This window comes from Streptomyces dysideae (assembly GCF_001514305.1).
Classification (GTDB): domain Bacteria; phylum Actinomycetota; class Actinomycetes; order Streptomycetales; family Streptomycetaceae; genus Streptomyces; species Streptomyces dysideae.
This window is the reverse complement of sequence record NZ_KQ949125.1, coordinates 37044-53983: the sequence shown is the minus strand read 5'-3', so window position 1 is coordinate 53983 and position 16940 is coordinate 37044. Positions and strand designations below refer to the sequence as shown.

The 16940-nt window shown below is 70.3% G+C and carries 11 protein-coding genes and 2 pseudogenes; 5 read left to right on the top strand and 8 right to left on the bottom strand.

Features of this window, described 5'->3' with window-relative positions; all coding sequences use genetic code 11:
* Positions 1-84 precede the first annotated feature (84 nt).
* From AQJ91_RS44190 to AQJ91_RS44170, 5 genes and pseudogenes are all read right to left on the bottom strand, one after another.
* Entirely contained in the window at positions 85-396 is a 312-nt protein-coding gene (locus AQJ91_RS44190; RefSeq protein WP_067034551.1) for a hypothetical protein, read from the bottom strand.
* A 216-nt stretch (positions 397-612) separates the two neighbouring features.
* Positions 613-739 (bottom strand): annotated as a pseudogene (locus AQJ91_RS51310) (DNA-binding response regulator); the annotation flags it as partial.
* Positions 736-1529 (bottom strand): annotated as a pseudogene (locus AQJ91_RS44185) (sensor histidine kinase); the annotation flags it as partial. The pseudogenes AQJ91_RS51310 and AQJ91_RS44185, both read right to left, overlap by 4 nt.
* 1636 nt (positions 1530-3165) lie before the next feature.
* Positions 3166-4677: a glycoside hydrolase family 71 protein gene (locus AQJ91_RS44175; RefSeq protein ID WP_067034548.1), complete on the bottom strand. Its 1512-nt coding sequence runs from the start codon at positions 4675-4677 to the stop codon at positions 3166-3168.
* Positions 4678-4790: 113 nt separating this feature from the next.
* Positions 4791-5723, bottom strand: coding sequence for an LCP family protein (locus AQJ91_RS44170; RefSeq protein ID WP_234383405.1), 933 nt, complete (start codon positions 5721-5723; stop codon positions 4791-4793).
* Between the two features lie 594 nt (positions 5724-6317).
* On the opposite strand from AQJ91_RS44170, the gene AQJ91_RS44165 reads away from it, so the two are divergent.
* Positions 6318-7721 carry a sugar transferase gene (locus tag AQJ91_RS44165; RefSeq protein WP_234383404.1) on the top strand — a complete coding sequence of 468 codons (1404 nt, stop codon included), beginning with the start codon at positions 6318-6320 and terminating at the stop codon, positions 7719-7721.
* A 71-nt stretch (positions 7722-7792) separates the two neighbouring features.
* On the opposite strand, the gene AQJ91_RS44160 is transcribed toward AQJ91_RS44165, so the two are convergent.
* The gene (locus AQJ91_RS44160) at positions 7793-8737 is read right to left on the bottom strand and encodes a GDP-L-fucose synthase family protein (protein ID WP_079085670.1); all 945 of its coding nucleotides are present in this window, start codon (positions 8735-8737) and stop codon (positions 7793-7795) included.
* A 152-nt stretch (positions 8738-8889) separates the two neighbouring features.
* Here AQJ91_RS44160 and gmd point away from each other — a divergent pair, with 152 nt between their 5' ends.
* The 3 genes from gmd to AQJ91_RS44145 all read left to right on the top strand — a co-directional run bounded on the left by gmd (position 8890) and on the right by AQJ91_RS44145 (position 13666).
* Positions 8890-9903 (top strand): GDP-mannose 4,6-dehydratase, encoded by a 1014-nt coding sequence (gene gmd / locus AQJ91_RS44155; RefSeq protein WP_067034542.1) that lies wholly within the window; start codon positions 8890-8892, stop codon positions 9901-9903.
* Positions 9904-10140: 237 nt separating this feature from the next.
* Positions 10141-12864 (top strand): CBM96 family carbohydrate-binding protein, encoded by a 2724-nt coding sequence (locus AQJ91_RS44150; RefSeq protein WP_067034539.1) that lies wholly within the window; start codon positions 10141-10143, stop codon positions 12862-12864.
* Between the two features lie 118 nt (positions 12865-12982).
* A complete protein-coding gene (locus AQJ91_RS44145) occupies positions 12983-13666 on the top strand; it encodes a hypothetical protein (RefSeq protein ID WP_067034536.1) in 684 nt (227 codons plus the stop codon).
* Here AQJ91_RS44145 and AQJ91_RS44140 read toward each other — a convergent pair.
* Both AQJ91_RS44140 and AQJ91_RS44135 read right to left on the bottom strand, forming a co-directional pair.
* Positions 13645-14772 carry a glycosyltransferase gene (locus tag AQJ91_RS44140; RefSeq protein WP_067034533.1) on the bottom strand — a complete coding sequence of 376 codons (1128 nt, stop codon included), beginning with the start codon at positions 14770-14772 and terminating at the stop codon, positions 13645-13647. The genes AQJ91_RS44145 and AQJ91_RS44140 overlap by 22 nt on opposite strands.
* Positions 14769-15308: a WcaF family extracellular polysaccharide biosynthesis acetyltransferase gene (locus AQJ91_RS44135; protein ID WP_067034530.1), complete on the bottom strand. Its 540-nt coding sequence runs from the start codon at positions 15306-15308 to the stop codon at positions 14769-14771. Before AQJ91_RS44135 ends, AQJ91_RS44140 begins: the two co-directional genes overlap by 4 nt.
* A 122-nt stretch (positions 15309-15430) precedes the next feature.
* On the opposite strand from AQJ91_RS44135, the gene AQJ91_RS44130 reads away from it, so the two are divergent.
* Positions 15431-16936, top strand: coding sequence for a hypothetical protein (locus tag AQJ91_RS44130; RefSeq protein ID WP_407697049.1), 1506 nt, complete (start codon positions 15431-15433; stop codon positions 16934-16936).
* Positions 16937-16940 lie beyond the last annotated feature (4 nt).

Genomic DNA, 16940 nt, shown 5'->3' with positions numbered 1-16940 from the left:
GCGTGCTGCGGCGGCTCGATCCTGGCCCGTTGAGCGTCGGTCAACACGCCCGAAACAACGACGGGCCGCCTCAGCCGCGACGCCTCAGAACCCTGCCATCGACTTGTCGAATACTCCTCCCACCGCTCCGTACAGGCTGCACCGGACCGAGTGCCTTGCCTTGCGGCGGAGGGCGAACCCCACAAGGAAGGAAATCGCGAAGAGCCCGCCTATGACCATCGCTAGCACCGGCTTGTAGACGAAGTACGCGAAGCACGTGACGCCGACCCAGACCAGGATCGGCAAGAGCGAGCCACGTAGAACCGTCCAGAACGTGAGCCGCACGGACCCTGGCGGCAGCACACGTTCATGCCACACGTCGATGTGGTTTCTGGTCACGCAGTGCTCAAGACGCATGGAGGCATCAGACCACGGGCGCAGCGCTGGGGGTTGCGGGGTTGGGAGCCGTGGGGCTGGGGAGGTGGCTGCGGGGGTGGTACGGCGGGTACGGGTCGCCGACCTGCGCCGGCGCGCTGCCGACTGCAGTTCGGAGGCGTGAACTACCGGACAGGCGCAGGTCTGCTGATTCCAAGTGTCGGCTTCGGTCTACGTCTGCTCGGTGGACTGCCCGGCGGCCTCGCGTGCGCCGGTCCCGTTGGTCGCCTCGGCGACGACGTCGATGCCGTCGGCGCCGAGGATCAACCGGAATCCGGTACGGACCAGGGTCGTCGGCGAGGAGCACCCGCAGCGGCTCGGTCACGGTGTCTCCAAGGGGATCAGGGCTTCCACACGGTAGCCGCCGGTCAGACGCCGGCCGGTGTTCAGAGTTCCGTCGTAGACGGCGAGGCGCTCGCGCAGGCCGATCAGGCCCCGGCCGCTTCCGGCGGCCACGCCCGCGCCCGGGTGTCCACCGGTGTCGGTGACTTCCACCCGGAGCCGTTCCGGGGCGTATTCCACGGTCACGGCGGCGGTGGCGCCGGACGCGTGCTTCACGGTGTTGGTCAGGGCTTCCTGGACCACGCGGTAGGCGGCGAGTTCGAGGCCGGGCGGGAGGGGACGGGGCGGGCCGGTCACGGTCAGGTCGACGGGCAGTCCGGTGTCCCGGACCCGTCCGACCAGCGTTTCCAGCTGGTCCAGGCCGGGTTGCGGGGCCAGCTCCGCCGCCGTGTCGGCCAGGTCCGCACCTCCGTCCGTCCCCTCGCCCTCGTCGGCCATGGTGAGCAGTCCCATCACGTGGCGCAGCTCGGTCATGGCCGCCCGCCCGCCTCGACGGCGAGCAGCGCCTCGCCAGCCTCCTCGGGGGAGGCTTTCATGATCTTGCGGGCGGCGCCCGCCTGGATGATCATCACGCTGACGTTGTGCGTGACGACGTCGTGCAGTTCGCGGGCGATCCTGGCCCGCTCGTGCTCGACGGCCCGGCGCAGCGCCTCGACCTGTTCGCGTTCCAGGGCGGAGAGCCGGGTGCGGCCCTCGTCGGTCCGGAGTTTCCAGGTACGCAGGCCGACGGCGGCCACGGCCATCGGGACCAGGATCAGCAGTGGGAGCACCTCGGCGACCGCCTCGACCAGAAGGTCACCGGCTCACTGTTCGAGATCTCCAACGCGGACTTCGAGGAGGGCGGCGACACCCCCATGGGCTGGCCGGCGCCCAGCTGGGGTCACACCGCCGGCGCGACCTGGTCCCGGGACACCACCGTCTCGCGCACCAGCTCCGCCTCGCTGAAGCTCCAGGTGCCCGCGTCCGGCGGCAACATGTTCACCTACTCGAACCCCAAGACGCGGGTCGGGAAGGGCACGTACACCTACGGGGCGTGGATCAGGACGGACGGGGTCACCGGGACCGGCGCCCACATCGACCCGCTGTTCTTCGACGCGGACGCCAGACTCGTCGGCAGCGACCACCGCAAGTTCGCCGCCACCGGCACCCACGACTGGGAACAGGTCTCCCTCGACCTCCCCACCCCCGCCGGCGCCACCCAGGTGGAGTTGCACCTGCGGCTGTCCGGCCCCGGCACCGCCTGGTTCGACGACCTGACCGTCACCCCGCCGAAGAGCGCCGACACCGCCGAGCAGCCGGTGCGCCGCGCCGCCTACGTCGACATGCTCAAGTCCAGCCGCGACTACTGGCGGCAGCACTTCCCGCACTACACCAACCAGTCCCAGATCTGCGCCATCGGCATCTACCAGGCCAACCGCGGCCTCAGACTCCTCGACCCCGACCTCGCGCTGCCGGAGGAGAAGGCCCGCGACTACATGTACCAGTCGCTCGGCATGAAGCCCTACCTCGGCAGGGAGGACGCGGACGGCAACCCGACCAGGCCGCTCGGCGAGACCTACCACCAGGTCACCAAGGCCGGCCTGACCCGCGAGTTGGGCTATGTGGGCAGCTACGGTGAGGTCATCGACTGGCTGGTCATGATGTACGAGTCCGTCACGCGCGGCCGCGACACCCGGGAAGCGCCCGAGCTGCGCGAGCAGATGATCCGGATCACCAAGGCGCGCGGCCGGTTCCGGGTCGTGGACGTCGACGAGACCGGTGGCAAGGTCTCGCGCATCGAGACCGTCATCGGCTGGCGCAACGAGGTCTACCCCGGCGAGGTCGCCCTGCGCCTCCCGCACCGCCTGGGACTTCCACCCGCTGATGGCGGCGGCGGTCTTCAGGGACCCCGACATCGTCGGCTGGACCCAGGAGATGGTGGCCGACGGGCAGTTCTACCGGCAGCTGGACCTGCTCGTGAAGAACAGCTGGACCCGCGTCGGTCTCGCCGGGCTCCGCCTCGTCTCCCGCGACTGGGACGCATTCCAGTCCCTCGCCTCCCGCCCGGCCCGGATCCCGACTGCCCGGGACCAGCCCGACTTCGTCTTCGCCGACGAGGAGAACGGCTGCCTCGCCGTCAAGAACGGCAAGGAACTGCTGTTCGCCGCCCTGTACTGGCGGTCCCGCCAGGGCGTCAACAACTACGCCCGCATCCACCACCTCACCGCCGTCGACCAGCGCTCCGCGACGGTCCGTCAGCACTCCGCCGGCACCACCGGCGAGACCTTCACGCAGCCTCCACCAAGGGGCCGGCCGCTTCCGGTGTGCGGGCGAGGCGTCGTACGAGGCCGTCCCTGCGGATCCGCTCTGTACATCGTCTGCGGCCGCGCGGGGGATCCGGCCGCACCGCTGCCGCGGGTTCGGCGGGGGTCACCGGCCGCTGGAGACCGCGTAGTACTGAAGATCCTGCACGATGACCGTACGCCGCGCCGGAATGCGGGTCGTGACGGCGGCGACGGTATCCCCCGCGCGTCGGACGACGGCCTCGGTGCGGCCGGGGCTCAGCGGCAGGTGCTGGGCGTACGCGCCGGCGGGAGCACGGTAGGTGTGGGGCACGGTGCCCACACGCGCGGAGACCGTGGCGGGCGCGGTCAGGAAGGTGAGCAGCTCCACCTGGTCGCGCGGGGGCGCGGTGCCCGGACGCGGCCGCATCAGCCGGGGCTGGAGCGAGGCACTGCCGGCGTCCGTGAACTGGACGCGGGAGGTGACGTACACGGTGTCGCGGACGATCTGCGGCCAAGCCCCGGTCTTGAAACGGGTGAGGTAGTACGAGGAGATGTCCAGGTATGTGTGGCCGTTGTGCAGTGAGGGGGCGAACTGGCTGCCTTCCGAGTAGTCGTTCCAGGTGGTGAGCTGCACCCAGTCCGCACCGTCGGAGATCGCGTGGTTCCAGGTCGACCGCAGGGTGGCGGTGTTGCCCGCCTCGTCGTAGATGCCCTGGTTGGGTCGGGCGTCCTGCACGGACACGGCCTGCATCCACTTCTTTCCCAGGGAGTGGGCGAGCTGGATGTCGCCGGGAACGTTGTCCTGGCGTGTGTAACTGCGGTTGCCCCAGGACGAGAAGGCGTGGCTGATCGGCGCGAACCTCTCGGCGTTGGCGCGGAAGTCCAGGAAGACCGGGACGAGCGCGGTGCCGATGCCGTGGTCGCGCAGCCGCGCGATGACTTGACCCCACCAGTCGGGGTCCTGGGCCTCGGCCTTGAACGGGGAGACCACGAGGCGTCCGTCGGCAAGCCGGTATGCGGACGGGGACGCGGCAAGCCGGGCCAACTGGTCGGCGAGGGTGCGCGGGTCGGTGCGCAGGGAGGTCATGTCCGGCATCAGCACGATCCGGAAACCCGGGTCGACGTGCTGTGCCGCGCGCAGCAGCATGTCGACTCGCTGCCGGTTGGTGCCGGTGAGGGAAAGGATGTCGACGGTGAATCCGTCGAGTCCGGCATCTCTGGCGGTCCTCACCTCCCTTTCCAGGTTGGCGAGTTGCCAGTCGCCGCTGGACGGCCGCACGGGCAGCGGCCGGTCACGCAGCAGTCCGCCGTAGGCCGCGTGCTTGCCCTGCTCGCCTTGCGGCGTGAGGTAGTTGCGGGCGTAGTAGTCGTGCTCTGCGGGCTGGTTGTCGAGAGAGAGCGGATACGGCGGAAAGTAGTGTGCGAAGACCAGATGCGGGCTGTCGCGCAGCACATCGGCGGTCGGCAGGTCGAAAGGAAGCGCCGCGGAGCTCGTTCGCTCGGCGCGGGGCGTGGCGTCCTCCCCGTCGCGGGCCAGCCCAGTGCCGACGAACAGTCCGACCAGTAGCAGGCCGAACAGGGCACCGAGTGCGGTGCGCCGCCGTCGGCCTGACGGCCTTCGATGCCGGCGCGTTGGACGAACGGCGTGATCCGTCATGGGTGTCCTCCGCGGACGCTGGTGGGCCGCCGGTGCGAACTCTAGTGCACGTACGGCCCGTTGTCAGACGAAGCGCCACCAGACGGGCATCTCCGACGATCACCGTTGTCCCGTCAGGGAGTCGTGGCGCCGAGCCGGTCGGCGTCGTGCGACTGCAGGTAGATGTCGACGGTGTCCTCGCGCATGGCCCGCCACAGCTGAGCGCCGGCGTCGGAATCCAGGAGCACCACGGACTGACCGGAGATCGTGCCGGTTCCCTTGACGGGAGCGTTCATGAACACCATGTCCCCGGGGCGCACCTTCTTGTGGTCCCACAGCAGGGCACGCAGGTCGCCGTCGTCGAGCCGATCGTCGACGCTCACGGCGGCGGTGAGGTCGTCCAACACCTTGGTGGCCTTGACGGGATTGGAGAAGGTCGATGGACGCATGACCTTCGCCAGCAGCGTCCGCAGGAAGTACTGCTGACGGTGCGTACGGTCGAAGTCGCCGCGGGGGAGGTCGTGACGCTCACGCACGTAGGTCAGGGCCTGCGTGCCGTTCATGTGGCGGCTGGCGCCGTCCACGACGAGGTCCACCCCGCCCACGGAGTCGGTGAGTTTCTTGAAGCCGTCCCAGTCGATGACGGCGAGATGGTCGACGCGGACCTTGGTCAGCCGCTGCACGGTGTCGATGAGCAGCGGCGGTCCGCCCCAGGAGAAGGCGGCGTTGAGCTTGGCCCTGCCGTGCCCGGGGATGTCCACCCACGCGTCACGGGGCAGCGAGACGACGTACGCGCCGGAATGGTCGGCCGGGAGGTGGACCAGCATCATCGTGTCACTGCGCTGGGCCCCGTACTTCCACTCGGGGGCCTTGGCGTCACGGCCCGTGGTCGGCAGGACGGAGCGGCTGTCGACGCCGACGAGGAGGAAGGTCTGCCCGCCTTTGGAGGGCGCCGGCTGCGCCGCCTCGGGAACCTTCGTCGGGAAGACACTGGAGATGCGGTCGACCTTCCCGGTGTAGTGGTCGACGACCCACCAGGCGCCCCCCGCCACCATGAGCAGTCCCACGGCGAGCAGTACGAGTGCCCCAAGGAGCACCCGACGCGCGCGGCTCTTGCGGCGACCGGGCTGCACCCGCGTGGAACCGGAAGCGTCAACTTCCTTTTGTGAAAGATCGGTTGATGGATCGCGTACGTCGGCGTCCCGGTCGGACACGACCCGACCGGCTCTGTCCGCCCCTTCGTCCCGGTCTGCCGCTTCGCCCCGACCCGCCTCTTGGGCCTCGGCCGTGTTCTTGTCGCCCACCACGCACCCCCACGTCGACGCGATGCGGCCCCTTCCGCACCAGGCGCACACTGTAGCCAGCACGTTCGGCATTCGTACAAACTTCTGCCAGGCCATCGCCCCGCGAGATCAACCAGTTCACCCGGCGCGGGATTTGTACGACTCGACGCATCTGCGTGACGTTCACGTAAACGCTCCCACGCGTGCACAAGTTTGACGTACTGTTCACCATTGCGCCGCACGTTCGACGAATGAGTGTTCGTCATGTCCGGTGACTCGTACAGCAGAACGTGCCTGGGGGGGTACATGTGGGATGTTCAGGCCACTGAATCCGACAGATCACGCAAGGGGCGCTCGCGGGTGCGCTCCTCACTCTGGATGGGTCGCAAATCCCGCTGGTATCTGCCCGCTTCGCTGATCACCGACCTCGTCGGCGCCGGGGTGCCGGTGACGCTGGTGTTCTTCGCCGCCCACCAGCCGTGGGCAGTACCGAGCGGCATCGTCGCAGGGCTTGCCTGGGCGGGAGTTCAACTGTTTCGCTCGCGCTACGCGGCCCGGACCATCGGTGAGAGCCGCGGCACGCTGCCGGTGCTCCATGACTGGTGCATCCTGCTGGGGGTACTGGCGGTCGGACACACCGCGGCGGGTGTGCGGCTGAGCGCCCCACTGTGCCTGGCGGCGCTGGTGCCCGCCCTGGTGCTGACGCTGACGTGCCGCAAAGTGGTGCACCGCCACCTCGCGGCGGTGCGCCGCAGCGCACAGGCCGTGATCAAGGTCCTGGCGGTGGGCGAGCCCACGGCGGTGGACGGTGTCACCGAGCACCTGGCCGCACGCACCGACCACCCGTACGTGACGGTGGGCGCCGTCTCCGTGGGTGGCGGCCCGTTCGCCTCAGGAATCCGGACCGGGAAGCGGCTTGCCGCCACCGTGCCTGAGTCCCCCACGGAGGATGCCGACCTGGTCGTCGGCGCGGTGCACCGACTCGGTGCCGATCTGGTGCTGGTCGTACCAGGCACCGCGCTCTCCGGGGAGCGGCTGCGCCGCCTCTCCTGGGGTCTGCACGACGCCGGCATAGAGCTGTTCGTCGCGCCCGGCCTGATGGAGGTGTCCGTCAAGCGCCTGGAGACCGGATCCGCCGGCGGGATGTCGCTGCTGCGCGTGGCCCCGCCGGTGCGGGAGGGCATGCAGCCGGTGCTCAAGGAGGTCCTGGACCGCAGCGCCGCCCTGCTGGGCCTGCTCGTGCTGGCACCGGTGCTGCTGGTGATCGCGGCCGCGGTGAAACTGTCCTCGCCGGGTCCGGTGCTCTATCTCCACCAGCGCATCGGCCAGGCCGGGCGCCCCTTCGTGATGTGGAAGTTCCGCACCATGCAGGTGGGCGCCAACGGCCAGAAGGCCGCACTGGCCCAGGAGAACGAGCACGACGGCCTGATGTTCAAGATGCGGCGCGATCCCCGGGTCACCCGGGTCGGCCACTGGCTGCGCCGCACGTCGCTCGACGAACTGCCCCAGCTCGTCAACGTCCTCAAGGGTGACATGTCCCTGGTTGGTCCGCGGCCGCCGCTGGCCGACGAGGTGGCGCACTACACGCCCGTCGAGTGGCGGCGGCTGGCCGTACGGCCGGGTATGACCGGACTGTGGCAGATCAGCGGACGCTCCGACCTGTCCTGGGACGAGACCGTCCAGCTCGATCTCAGCTACGTCGACAACTGGTCGTTCACCAGTGATGTGGACGTCATGGCCCGCACGTTCCGCGCCGTCATCGACGGCCGCGGGGCGTACTGAGAGCGCCGATCGTGGCCAGACAGTGCCCGGGCGCGCGCCGCGCGCCCGGGTCCGTGAACCAGCCGGGTCCGTCAGCCCTCGAGGCCGCTGCGCCAGTGGGCATAGGTGGCGGCGATGCCGTCGCGCAGCGGGATCGCCGGCTTCCAGCCGAGCTCCGCGAGCCGGGAGATGTCGAGCAGCTTGCGCGGGGTGCCGTCGGGCCGGGTCGTGTCCCAGGCGATCCGGCCGGTGAACCCGGTGACCTCGGCGACCGTGGCGGCCAGTTCGCGGATGGTGAGGTCGCTGCCGCAGCCGACGTTGACCGGCGCGTCGCCGTCGTAGGAGCGCAGCAGCACGGCGCAGGCGGCGGCGAGGTCGTCCACGTGCAGGAACTCCCGGCGCGGGGTGCCGCTGCCCCACAACACGACCTCCTCGCGCCCCTCGGCCGCGGCCTCGTGGAAGCGGCGGATCAGGGCGGGCAGGACGTGCGAGGTCTCCAGGTCGAAGTTGTCGCCGGGACCGTAGAGATTGGTCGGCATGGCGCTGATGTACGACGCCCCGTACTGGCGCCGGTAGGACTGCACCTGGACGATGCCCGCGATCTTCGCGAGGGCGTATGCCTCGTTGGTGGGTTCAAGGGGGCCGGTCAGCAGTGCGTCCTCGGTGATCGGCTGGGGCGCGTGCTTGGGATAGATGCACGACGACCCCAGGAAGAGCAGCCGGTCCACGTCCGCGGCGTGCGCCCCGGCTATCACGCTGAGCTGGATCTGGAGGTTCTCCTCCAGAAACTGCACCGGCTGGGTGCTGTTGGCCATGATCCCGCCGACCTTCGCGGCGGCGAGCACCACCGCGTCGGGGCGCAGGGCGGCCAGTTCGGCAGCGGTGCGCGCGGCGTCGCGCAGGTCCAGTTCGGCGCGGGTACGGGTGAGCACCTCGTGCCCGTCGGCGGTGAGCCGGCGGGCCACGGCGGAGCCCACCAGGCCCCGGTGGCCGGCGACGAAGACACGGGCACGTTCGGGCAGCAGCGATGCGGTCATGGGCTGGATCATGCCAGGAGCCGCGTGATCGATACGCCCACATCGCCAACTCTGCTGAAATTTCTCGTAGTTCATGACATAAGACCCGCACACGGCGGACGTACGGACCGGATCCGTCCCAGGGACGGGTCCGGCGGGGAGGGGAACACCGCATGACCAAGACCGCGCTGATCACCGGCGTGACCGGGCAGGACGGCTCGTACCTGGCGGAACTGCTGCTGTCGAAGGGATACCGGGTGCACGGCCTGGTGCGGCGGTCGTCCAGCTTCAACACCGAGCGGATCGACCACATCTACCAGGGCCCCCAGGAGGCCGAGCGCCGCTTCGTGCTGCATCACGCCGATCTATCCGACGGGGTGGCGCTGGTGAACCTGATGCGCGACATACAGCCGGACGAGGTGTACAACCTGGGCGCCCAGTCGCATGTGCGGGTCTCCTTCGACGCGCCGCTCTACACCGGCGACGTGACCGGCCTGAGCACGCTGCGACTGCTGGAAGCCATCCGGGCGAGCGGGGTGGAGACCCGCATCTACCAGGCGTCGTCCTCGGAGATGTTCGGTTCCACACCGCCCCCGCAGAACGAGGACACCCCCTTCCACCCGCGCAGCCCGTACGGCGCCGCGAAGGTCTTCGGGTACTGGACCACCGTCAACTACCGTGAGGCGTACGGCATGTTCGCGGTCAACGGCATCCTGTTCAACCACGAGTCCCCGCGTCGCGGCGAGACCTTCGTGACCCGCAAGATCACCCGCGCCGTCGCCCGGATCAAGGCCGGCCTCCAGGACCGTCTCTACCTCGGCAACCTCGACGCGGTCCGCGACTGGGGATACGCGCCCGAGTACGTCGAGGCGATGTGGCGGATGCTCCAGCACGACGAGCCGACGGACTACGTGGTCGCCACCGGAGTCCCGGCCACCGTACGGCAGTTCCTGGAGACCGCGTTCGCCCACGCCGACCTCGACTGGAACGAGCACGTACGCTACGACCCCAAGTACGAGCGTCCCAGCGAGGTCGACGCGCTCATCGGTGACGCGTCCAAGGCGCGCGAGACGCTGGGCTGGCAGCCCACCGTCCTGGTGGAGGAGCTGGCGCGGATCATGGTCGACGCCGACGTGCGGCAGGTGGAGAAGGAGCTCACGGGCGCCGTCGTGCGCATCGACCGCTGACGCCGGTCGCGTGCGGAAAGCCGGCCGCGCGTACCGGATGCGAACACCGGGGTGTCGCGGGGCCACCGTGAACACATCCAAATTTCCTACCAGATGAGTCAAGTGCGTTCCATCACGTGTCATGTCCTCGTATGGTTCGCGAGCAAACAAGTTCAAGCGGCCCGTTCGGTTCAGGGGAACACCGGCGGGCTCGTCAAGGCAGAGGGCCCGCTTCCGGGCCCGGAAGCCGGGGGGTACATGCATAGATCCAGAGGGCTCAGCGCCGCCCTCGTCCTGTCCACTGCGGCGGGCCTGGGCCTGGTGGCCCTGCCGCAACCGGCCGTCGCGCTGACCGCGCCTGTCGCCTTCACCGCCGACGACCTGCCGACCTGGCAGACCAACGGCATCGTGTGGGCGCTGGCGGAGGCAGTCGGCACAGTCTTCGCGGGCGGCACCTTCTCGCAGGTGCGCCCGCCCGAGGGGGGAAGCGGCACCGCGCAGAGCGCGGTGAACTTCGTCGCGCTGGACGCGGCGACCGGCAATCCCACATCCTGCGAGCTGTCCTTCACCGTCGGCAGCGGCACCGCGACCGTGCGGGCGCTCGCCGTCTCTCCGGACAAGAAGACGCTGTACGCGGGCGGTTACTTCGGCGCGGTCAACGGGACGCAGGTCAGCAGCCTCGCCGCCATCGACATCGCCACCTGCACGCCGAAGGCGGACTTCCACCCGAGCGTCCCCGCCACCGTGCGAGCGCTCGCGGTCGCCGACGACACCGTGTACCTGGGCGGCGACTTCTCCTCCGTCGGCGGCAGCGCGCACGCGCGGTACGCGGCGGTGGACGCCACCAGCGGCGCGGTCAAGCCGTTCCAGGCCGACGTCGACGAGCCCGGCCGGGCCGTCGCGGTCACCCCGGACGGCGAGAACGTGATCCTCGGCGGTGACTTCTTCACCGTCAACGGCGCGAACTCGCACGCCCTGGCCGTCGTCGACGCGACCACGGGCGACAACGTCCGCACCTACCCGGGGTTCATCCCGACCAACTCGGTGGTCAAGGCACTCGACACCGACGCCACGGGCTTCTACACCGGCAACGAGGGCACCGGCGGCGGTGTCTTCGACGGCCGCATCGCGCTCGACCTGTCCACGTTCAACCAGCGCTGGCGCGACACCTGCCTCGGCGCCACCCAGGCCGTCGAGTCGTACCAGGACGTGCTGTACAGCGCCTCGCACGCGCACGACTGCTCCAGCGTCGGAGAGTTCCCCGACGGGCGCCGCTACCACCTGCTCGCGGAGCCGACGACCGGCACCAACAAGCTGGGCTGGTTCCCGGACACCAACGACGGTCTGGGCGAGGGCATCGGACCGCGCACCATGGTCGTCTCCGAGACCTCCGACAACAAGTACATGTGGGTGGGCGGCGAGTTCACCACCGTCAACGGCTCGGCGGCCCAGGGCCTGACGCGCTTCGCGGCCTCCCCGGACACCGGTGCGCCGACGGTGCCGTCGGTCAGCGCCGAGTCCCTCAAGCCGACCGAGACGCACGTCCGCTGGCGCGCGAGCCTCGACACGGACGACACCAAGCTGACGTACAGGGTCTACCGCAACGGTGGCTCCACGCCGGTGTCCACCGTGGACGGCGACTCGGTGGAGTGGTCGCGTCCTCAGCTGTCGTTCACCGACACCGACGTCACCCCCGGCTCCACCTACAGCTACCGGGTGACGGCCACCGACGGCGCGGGCAACGCCTCCGCGCTGTCCGCCGCGGCCACGGTGACGGTGCCGACCTCCGCCCAGAAGTACCCGGCCAAGGTGCTCGACGACGGCGCGGGCCTGTACTGGCGCTACGACGACTCCGTCACTCCGTTCGTCGGCGACACCTCGCCCGCCGACCAGAGCGGCATCCACCTCAACGGGCCGTCGCTGCGCCAGACTCCGGCCGCCGTGACCGGTCCGTCCACCGCCATCGGCTTCGACGGCAGTGACCAGATCGTCTACAGCGAGAAGCGCACCACGGTGCCGAGCCAGTACTCGATCGAGACCTGGTTCAAGACGACCACCGGCCGGGGCGGCAAGCTGGTCGGCTTCGGCAACAACACCACGCGGGCCAGCGGCAATTACGACAAGCACGTCTACATGCGCAACGACGGCCGACTGGTCTTCGGCGTGTGGACGGGCACCGCCCGTACCATCACCTCGGCCAACGGATACAACGACGGCTCCTGGCACCACGTCGTAGCCACCCAGGGTTCCTCCGGGATGGCGCTGTACGTGGACGGCAACCAGGTCGGCACGCTCGCCGAGACCAACAACCAGAGCTACAGCGGATACTGGCACGTCGGCGGCGACAACCTCAACGGCTGGCCGAACCAGCCCTCCAGCAGTCACTTCGCCGGGCAGATCGACGAGACCGCGATCTACCCGTCGGTGCTGAGCGCGGCCCAGGTGCAGAGCCACCACACCCTGGCCTCGGCCCCGGCGGACAGCGTGCAGACCGTCCGGGCATCGGACGACACGTATGTCAACGCCGGTGCCACCGGCTCCAATTACGGCACCTCCACTTCGCTGGCGGTGCGCGGCAGCTCGGCGTACGAGTCCTATCTGCGCTTCGACCTGCCGTCGGCGCCGGCCGGAACGGTACTCAAGAGCGCGCGGCTCGCGGTGAAGACCACCACGCTGAGCAGCGCGGGCAGCACGGACGACATCTCCGTGCGGCCGGTCACCGGAAGCTGGACGGAGACGGGGACCACCTACGTCTCCAGGCCCGCCGTGTCCTCGACCGTGGTCGGCACCCTGAGCGGGGCCACCGACCTCTCGACGGTCTACTCGGCGACGCTCGACACCACGGCGCTCTCCCCGGCCCTGGGCGGCAGCTACGACCTGGCGCTCACCAGCACCGGGACGGACGCGCTGTGGCTGTGGTCCAGTGAGGCGTCGGCCGCGGAGAACACCCCGCAGCTGGTGCTGACCTTCGGGGCGCCGTAACCCTCACCGCGTCCACGCGTGCGGGGCGCCGGACCGGCGCCCCGCACGCCCTACCCGGGTCCGCACTGCTGTGTGGGCCCGCCCTAGTTACAGGCCCTTCGGGCCCGCAGGAGCCACCATGCACACTCGCACTCCTCGCCGCTCTGCCGCCGGCGTCGTCGCTCTCGCCGCGCTCCTCACGCTCTCGGGATGCGGTTCGGGAAGCGACACGGAGGCAAAGCCGAAGACCACACAGCGCATCTCCGACGACCAGGCCGCCGCCGTGCCCGACGACCAGACGAGCCCCTCGGCCAAGGGTTCGTCGACCCCCTCCAAGGGCCCGGTTCTGCCCGACTCGAAGATCACCCCGGTGACCGGTTCCTTCACCGCCAAGGAAAAGAAGTACCTGCACGGCCGCGTGCCCGAGAACATGGATCCGGCCGCCGTGCTCCAGATCGGCCAGGAGGCCTGCCAGCGCATCGAGCGCACCGCCGCCCACGACAAGGACGCCGCGATCGGCGCGCTCATCGCCGGGGACGTGCCGTCCGCCGACGACGCCATCACGCAGCTGTGCCCGAAGCAGAAGCCCTTGCTGGACGCCGCCGCGACCGGCTTCGCCGACGGCACACGCAAGAATCCGGAGCCGGGCACGTACCGGGCGCTGACCACCGCCGAGGGCTGCACCTGGAAGGCGACGGGCGCAGGCGACAAGGTTCTGGCTTCCGGCCCCGGCCCGGGCAACACCAAAAAGGTGACCGCCAAGATCCCGGCCGGGACCCGTACGTTCGTCTCGTCGGGCTGCTACGCCTGGTTTCCCGCGTAGGCCCGTTCGTAGACGTCGACCAGCGTGCCGAGGACCGCGTCCATGGAGAACGTCTCGGCGGTGAGCTTGCGGGCCGCCGCCGACGCGGTCCGCCGCACGGACGGCTCCAGCAGGTCGAGCACCGCCGGGGCGATACCGTCGGGACCGCTCACCACGCGCCCGGCTCCGGCCCGCTCCACGTCGCGGGCCAGGCCGTTGGAGTCGGTCACCACGACCGGGGTGCCCACGGCCATCGCCTCCAGGACCGACATCGGGAACGGCTCGTCCACCGACGGCAGCACGTAGACGTGCGCCCGGAGCAGCTCCTCGAGCATGCGTGTCCCGGAGAGCGGCCCCGGGCAGCTGATCTTCTCCGCGAGCCCGAGCTCGTCGATCCGGCGCCGTACAGCGGCGAGTTCACCCTCATCCGGCCCGGCCACGACGAAGGTCGCCTCCGGGTGCCGGGCCAGGATCGCCGGCGCCGCGTCCACCAGGTCGACGGGGCGCTTCCGGGCCTGCAGCCGGGCCGCGTAGAGGATGCGCGGCGGGCCCTGGGGGGCCGGGCCCTCGGGCTGCGCGGGTACGCCGTTGACCAGGCGGACGGCACGGTCGAGGCCCGCTCCGCCCACCACGGCGTGCAGATCCCTGAGTTCGTGCGTGGTGAGGTGGAGTACGGCGGCGGCGCCGCGCAGCACCCGGCGCACCGCGACCGCGTCGAGGAGCCGGGCCGACAGCCGCTCACTCGGGTCGACCATGCCGTGGGTCTGCAGGACCAGGGGCCGCCCGGCACGCAGAGCGGCGAGCGCCACCGGCAGCGTCACCAGGTCACGCGCGAGATGCACATGGACGACGTCGGCCCTCCGTACGAGGCGGTGGGCGCCGGCGAGGAGTGACGGGGAGGTCAGACCGCTGAACCCCAACGGCAGGACCCTGCGCGCCTGGTGGAGCCGGGCGGGCACGCCCTCCACCTCTTCGGGCAGGGGCCGTGGGAAGCCGTCGGCCAGGGCGGTCAGGCGGGCGTCGTGTCCGCGTTCGCGCAGGCCCTGGCAGAGGTTGAGGGCGACCCGGACCGGGCCGCCGAAGGCGTGGGTGGTGCTGTGCAAAGTGACCGCGTGCAGCACTCTCACGCCGGCTCCTCGACGGGTCGGCGCCGGTTGTCGGCGGTGTGCAGGGTCAGTTCGGGCAGGTCCTTGTGGAGGACCGCCCCGGCGCCGACGACCGCGCAGCGGCCGACCTTCACTCCGGCCAGGACGGTGGCGCGGGCGGCGATCCACGCGCCGTCGTCCACGCTGATCGGCGCGTTGCGGTACCGGAAGTCGGCGGCGCGGTGGTCGTGGCTGCCGGTGCACAGCAGGGCTTCCTGCGACACGCACACATGGGCGCCGAGGGTGACCGGCTCCAGGTTGAGGATCCACGCCCCCTCGCCGATCCACGTGTGGTCGCCCACCGTCAGCTTCCACGGCCACAGCACCCGCACCCGGTGCCGGATGAGCACGCCGGCTCCGATCTCGGCGCCGAAGGCCCGCAGCAGCGCGGTCCTGACGCGGGCCGGGGTGAACCACGCCATGAAGACCGTGTTCATCACCGCGAACCAGAGCGCCTGCACGAGTATGCCGCGCCCCTTGTCGTATCCGGCCAGTGTGAAGGCCGGCAGATCACGCATCGATCCATCCCCCCAACGGCGCCTCCCCTGACGCCACTTCGCCACACTCTAGTAGCCACCCGTTCACCGCAGGCGCGGCGTCAGTAGACTACGGCGGGGATCTTTTGTGGGGCGGGGGCGGCATGACGCAGCAAACGGACCGGAGCGTGACAACGCCCGGGACGCCGGAGCCTAGTGCGCAGGAGCCCACCGCGCTGCCGCTCTTCTCACCGCGGACGCTGCTCTCGCGCGCGCTGTCGGTCCCGCTCGTGCTCGGCTTCTCGGTGTTCCTGCCGCTGCTGGTGCTGGTCCAGCCGGGCGCGGGCCAGCGCGACTCGGCGTTGTGGATGCAGTTGGCACTGACGATGTACGCGGGCACCCGGCTGTCGGCGATGATCCTCACCAGCCGCCGCAAGCTGCTCGCCGGTTCGTTCTGGCTGTTCGTCTACATGGCGATGGGGGTGGCGCCGTTCGCCCAGTCAGTGCTCGGACGCACGCCGACCCCGGTGGTGGGGGCGCGCACCGATCTGACCGAAGCCGTCTCGCTCGTCCTGATCGGCTGTGTGGCCTTCGACATCGGCTCGCTGCTGGCCCGTCAGCGGCCGGGCCGGGAGCGGAACGACAGACTGCGCCCGGCGCTGGTGCACCGCCGCCGCCTGTACCTGCTGACACTGGTCGCCTTCGTCGGCTCGGCGCTCCTTGTGGTCAAACTGGGCGGCCCCGCGGTCTTCTTCACGAGCCGCCAGGAGATCATCAGCAGCGTCGAGGAAGCGGGGCTCGCCCAGGCCGACTCGCAGGCGGGCCAGGCCATCGTGCGCGGCTTCGGCACCGTGCCCGCCCTCATCGCCTGGCTGGTGTACACCCGGTGGCTGGTGACCTCGCGGCGGGCCCGCCGCTCCGTGGTGATCATCGCCGTGTGGCTGGCGCTGGCCGCGCTGAACCTGGTAGTCAACAACCCGATCTCCAACCCGCGTTTCTGGTTCCTCACCGTCCTCTTCTCACTGCTGTTCACCGTCTTCCCGGTAAGCGCCGCGCTGTACCGGATCGCGCTGAGCCTGGGCGTGGTGGTGGCGCTGATCGTCTTCCCGATCGCGGACCGGTTCCGCTACGACGACGCCAACTACCGTCCGATCCAGACCACCTCGCCCCTGGAGCCGCTGGCACTCAAGGACTACGACCAGGTCGGCATGTTCGCCAACACCATCACCTACGTGCAGTCGGGGCGCGGCCACACCTACGGTCGCCAGCTGGCGGGCTCGGTGCTGTTCGCGGTACCCCGGTCGGTGTGGCCGGGCAAGCCGATGGACACCGGGGTGGCGGTCGGCCAGTGGATGGGGGCGACCAACACCAATCTCTCGTCGCCGGTGTGGGCCGAACTGTGGATCGACTTCGGCCCGGTCGGCATGACGGCGGGGTTCGTGGCCCTGGGGTACGCGGCAGCGCGGGTCGACCGCCGTTATGCGCGCCGGGCGGTGCGCCGGGCCCCGCCGGGCAGCCTGATCGCGCTGACCGTGCCCCTGGTCGCCGGGTACTCCTTCATCCTGTTGCGGGGACCCCTGCTGCAGGCGTCGGGGCGCGTGGCGATCGCGGCGTGCTGCATCGCGCTGATCACCACTTTCCGGCAGGATCGGGCGACGGGGCTGCGCTGAACAG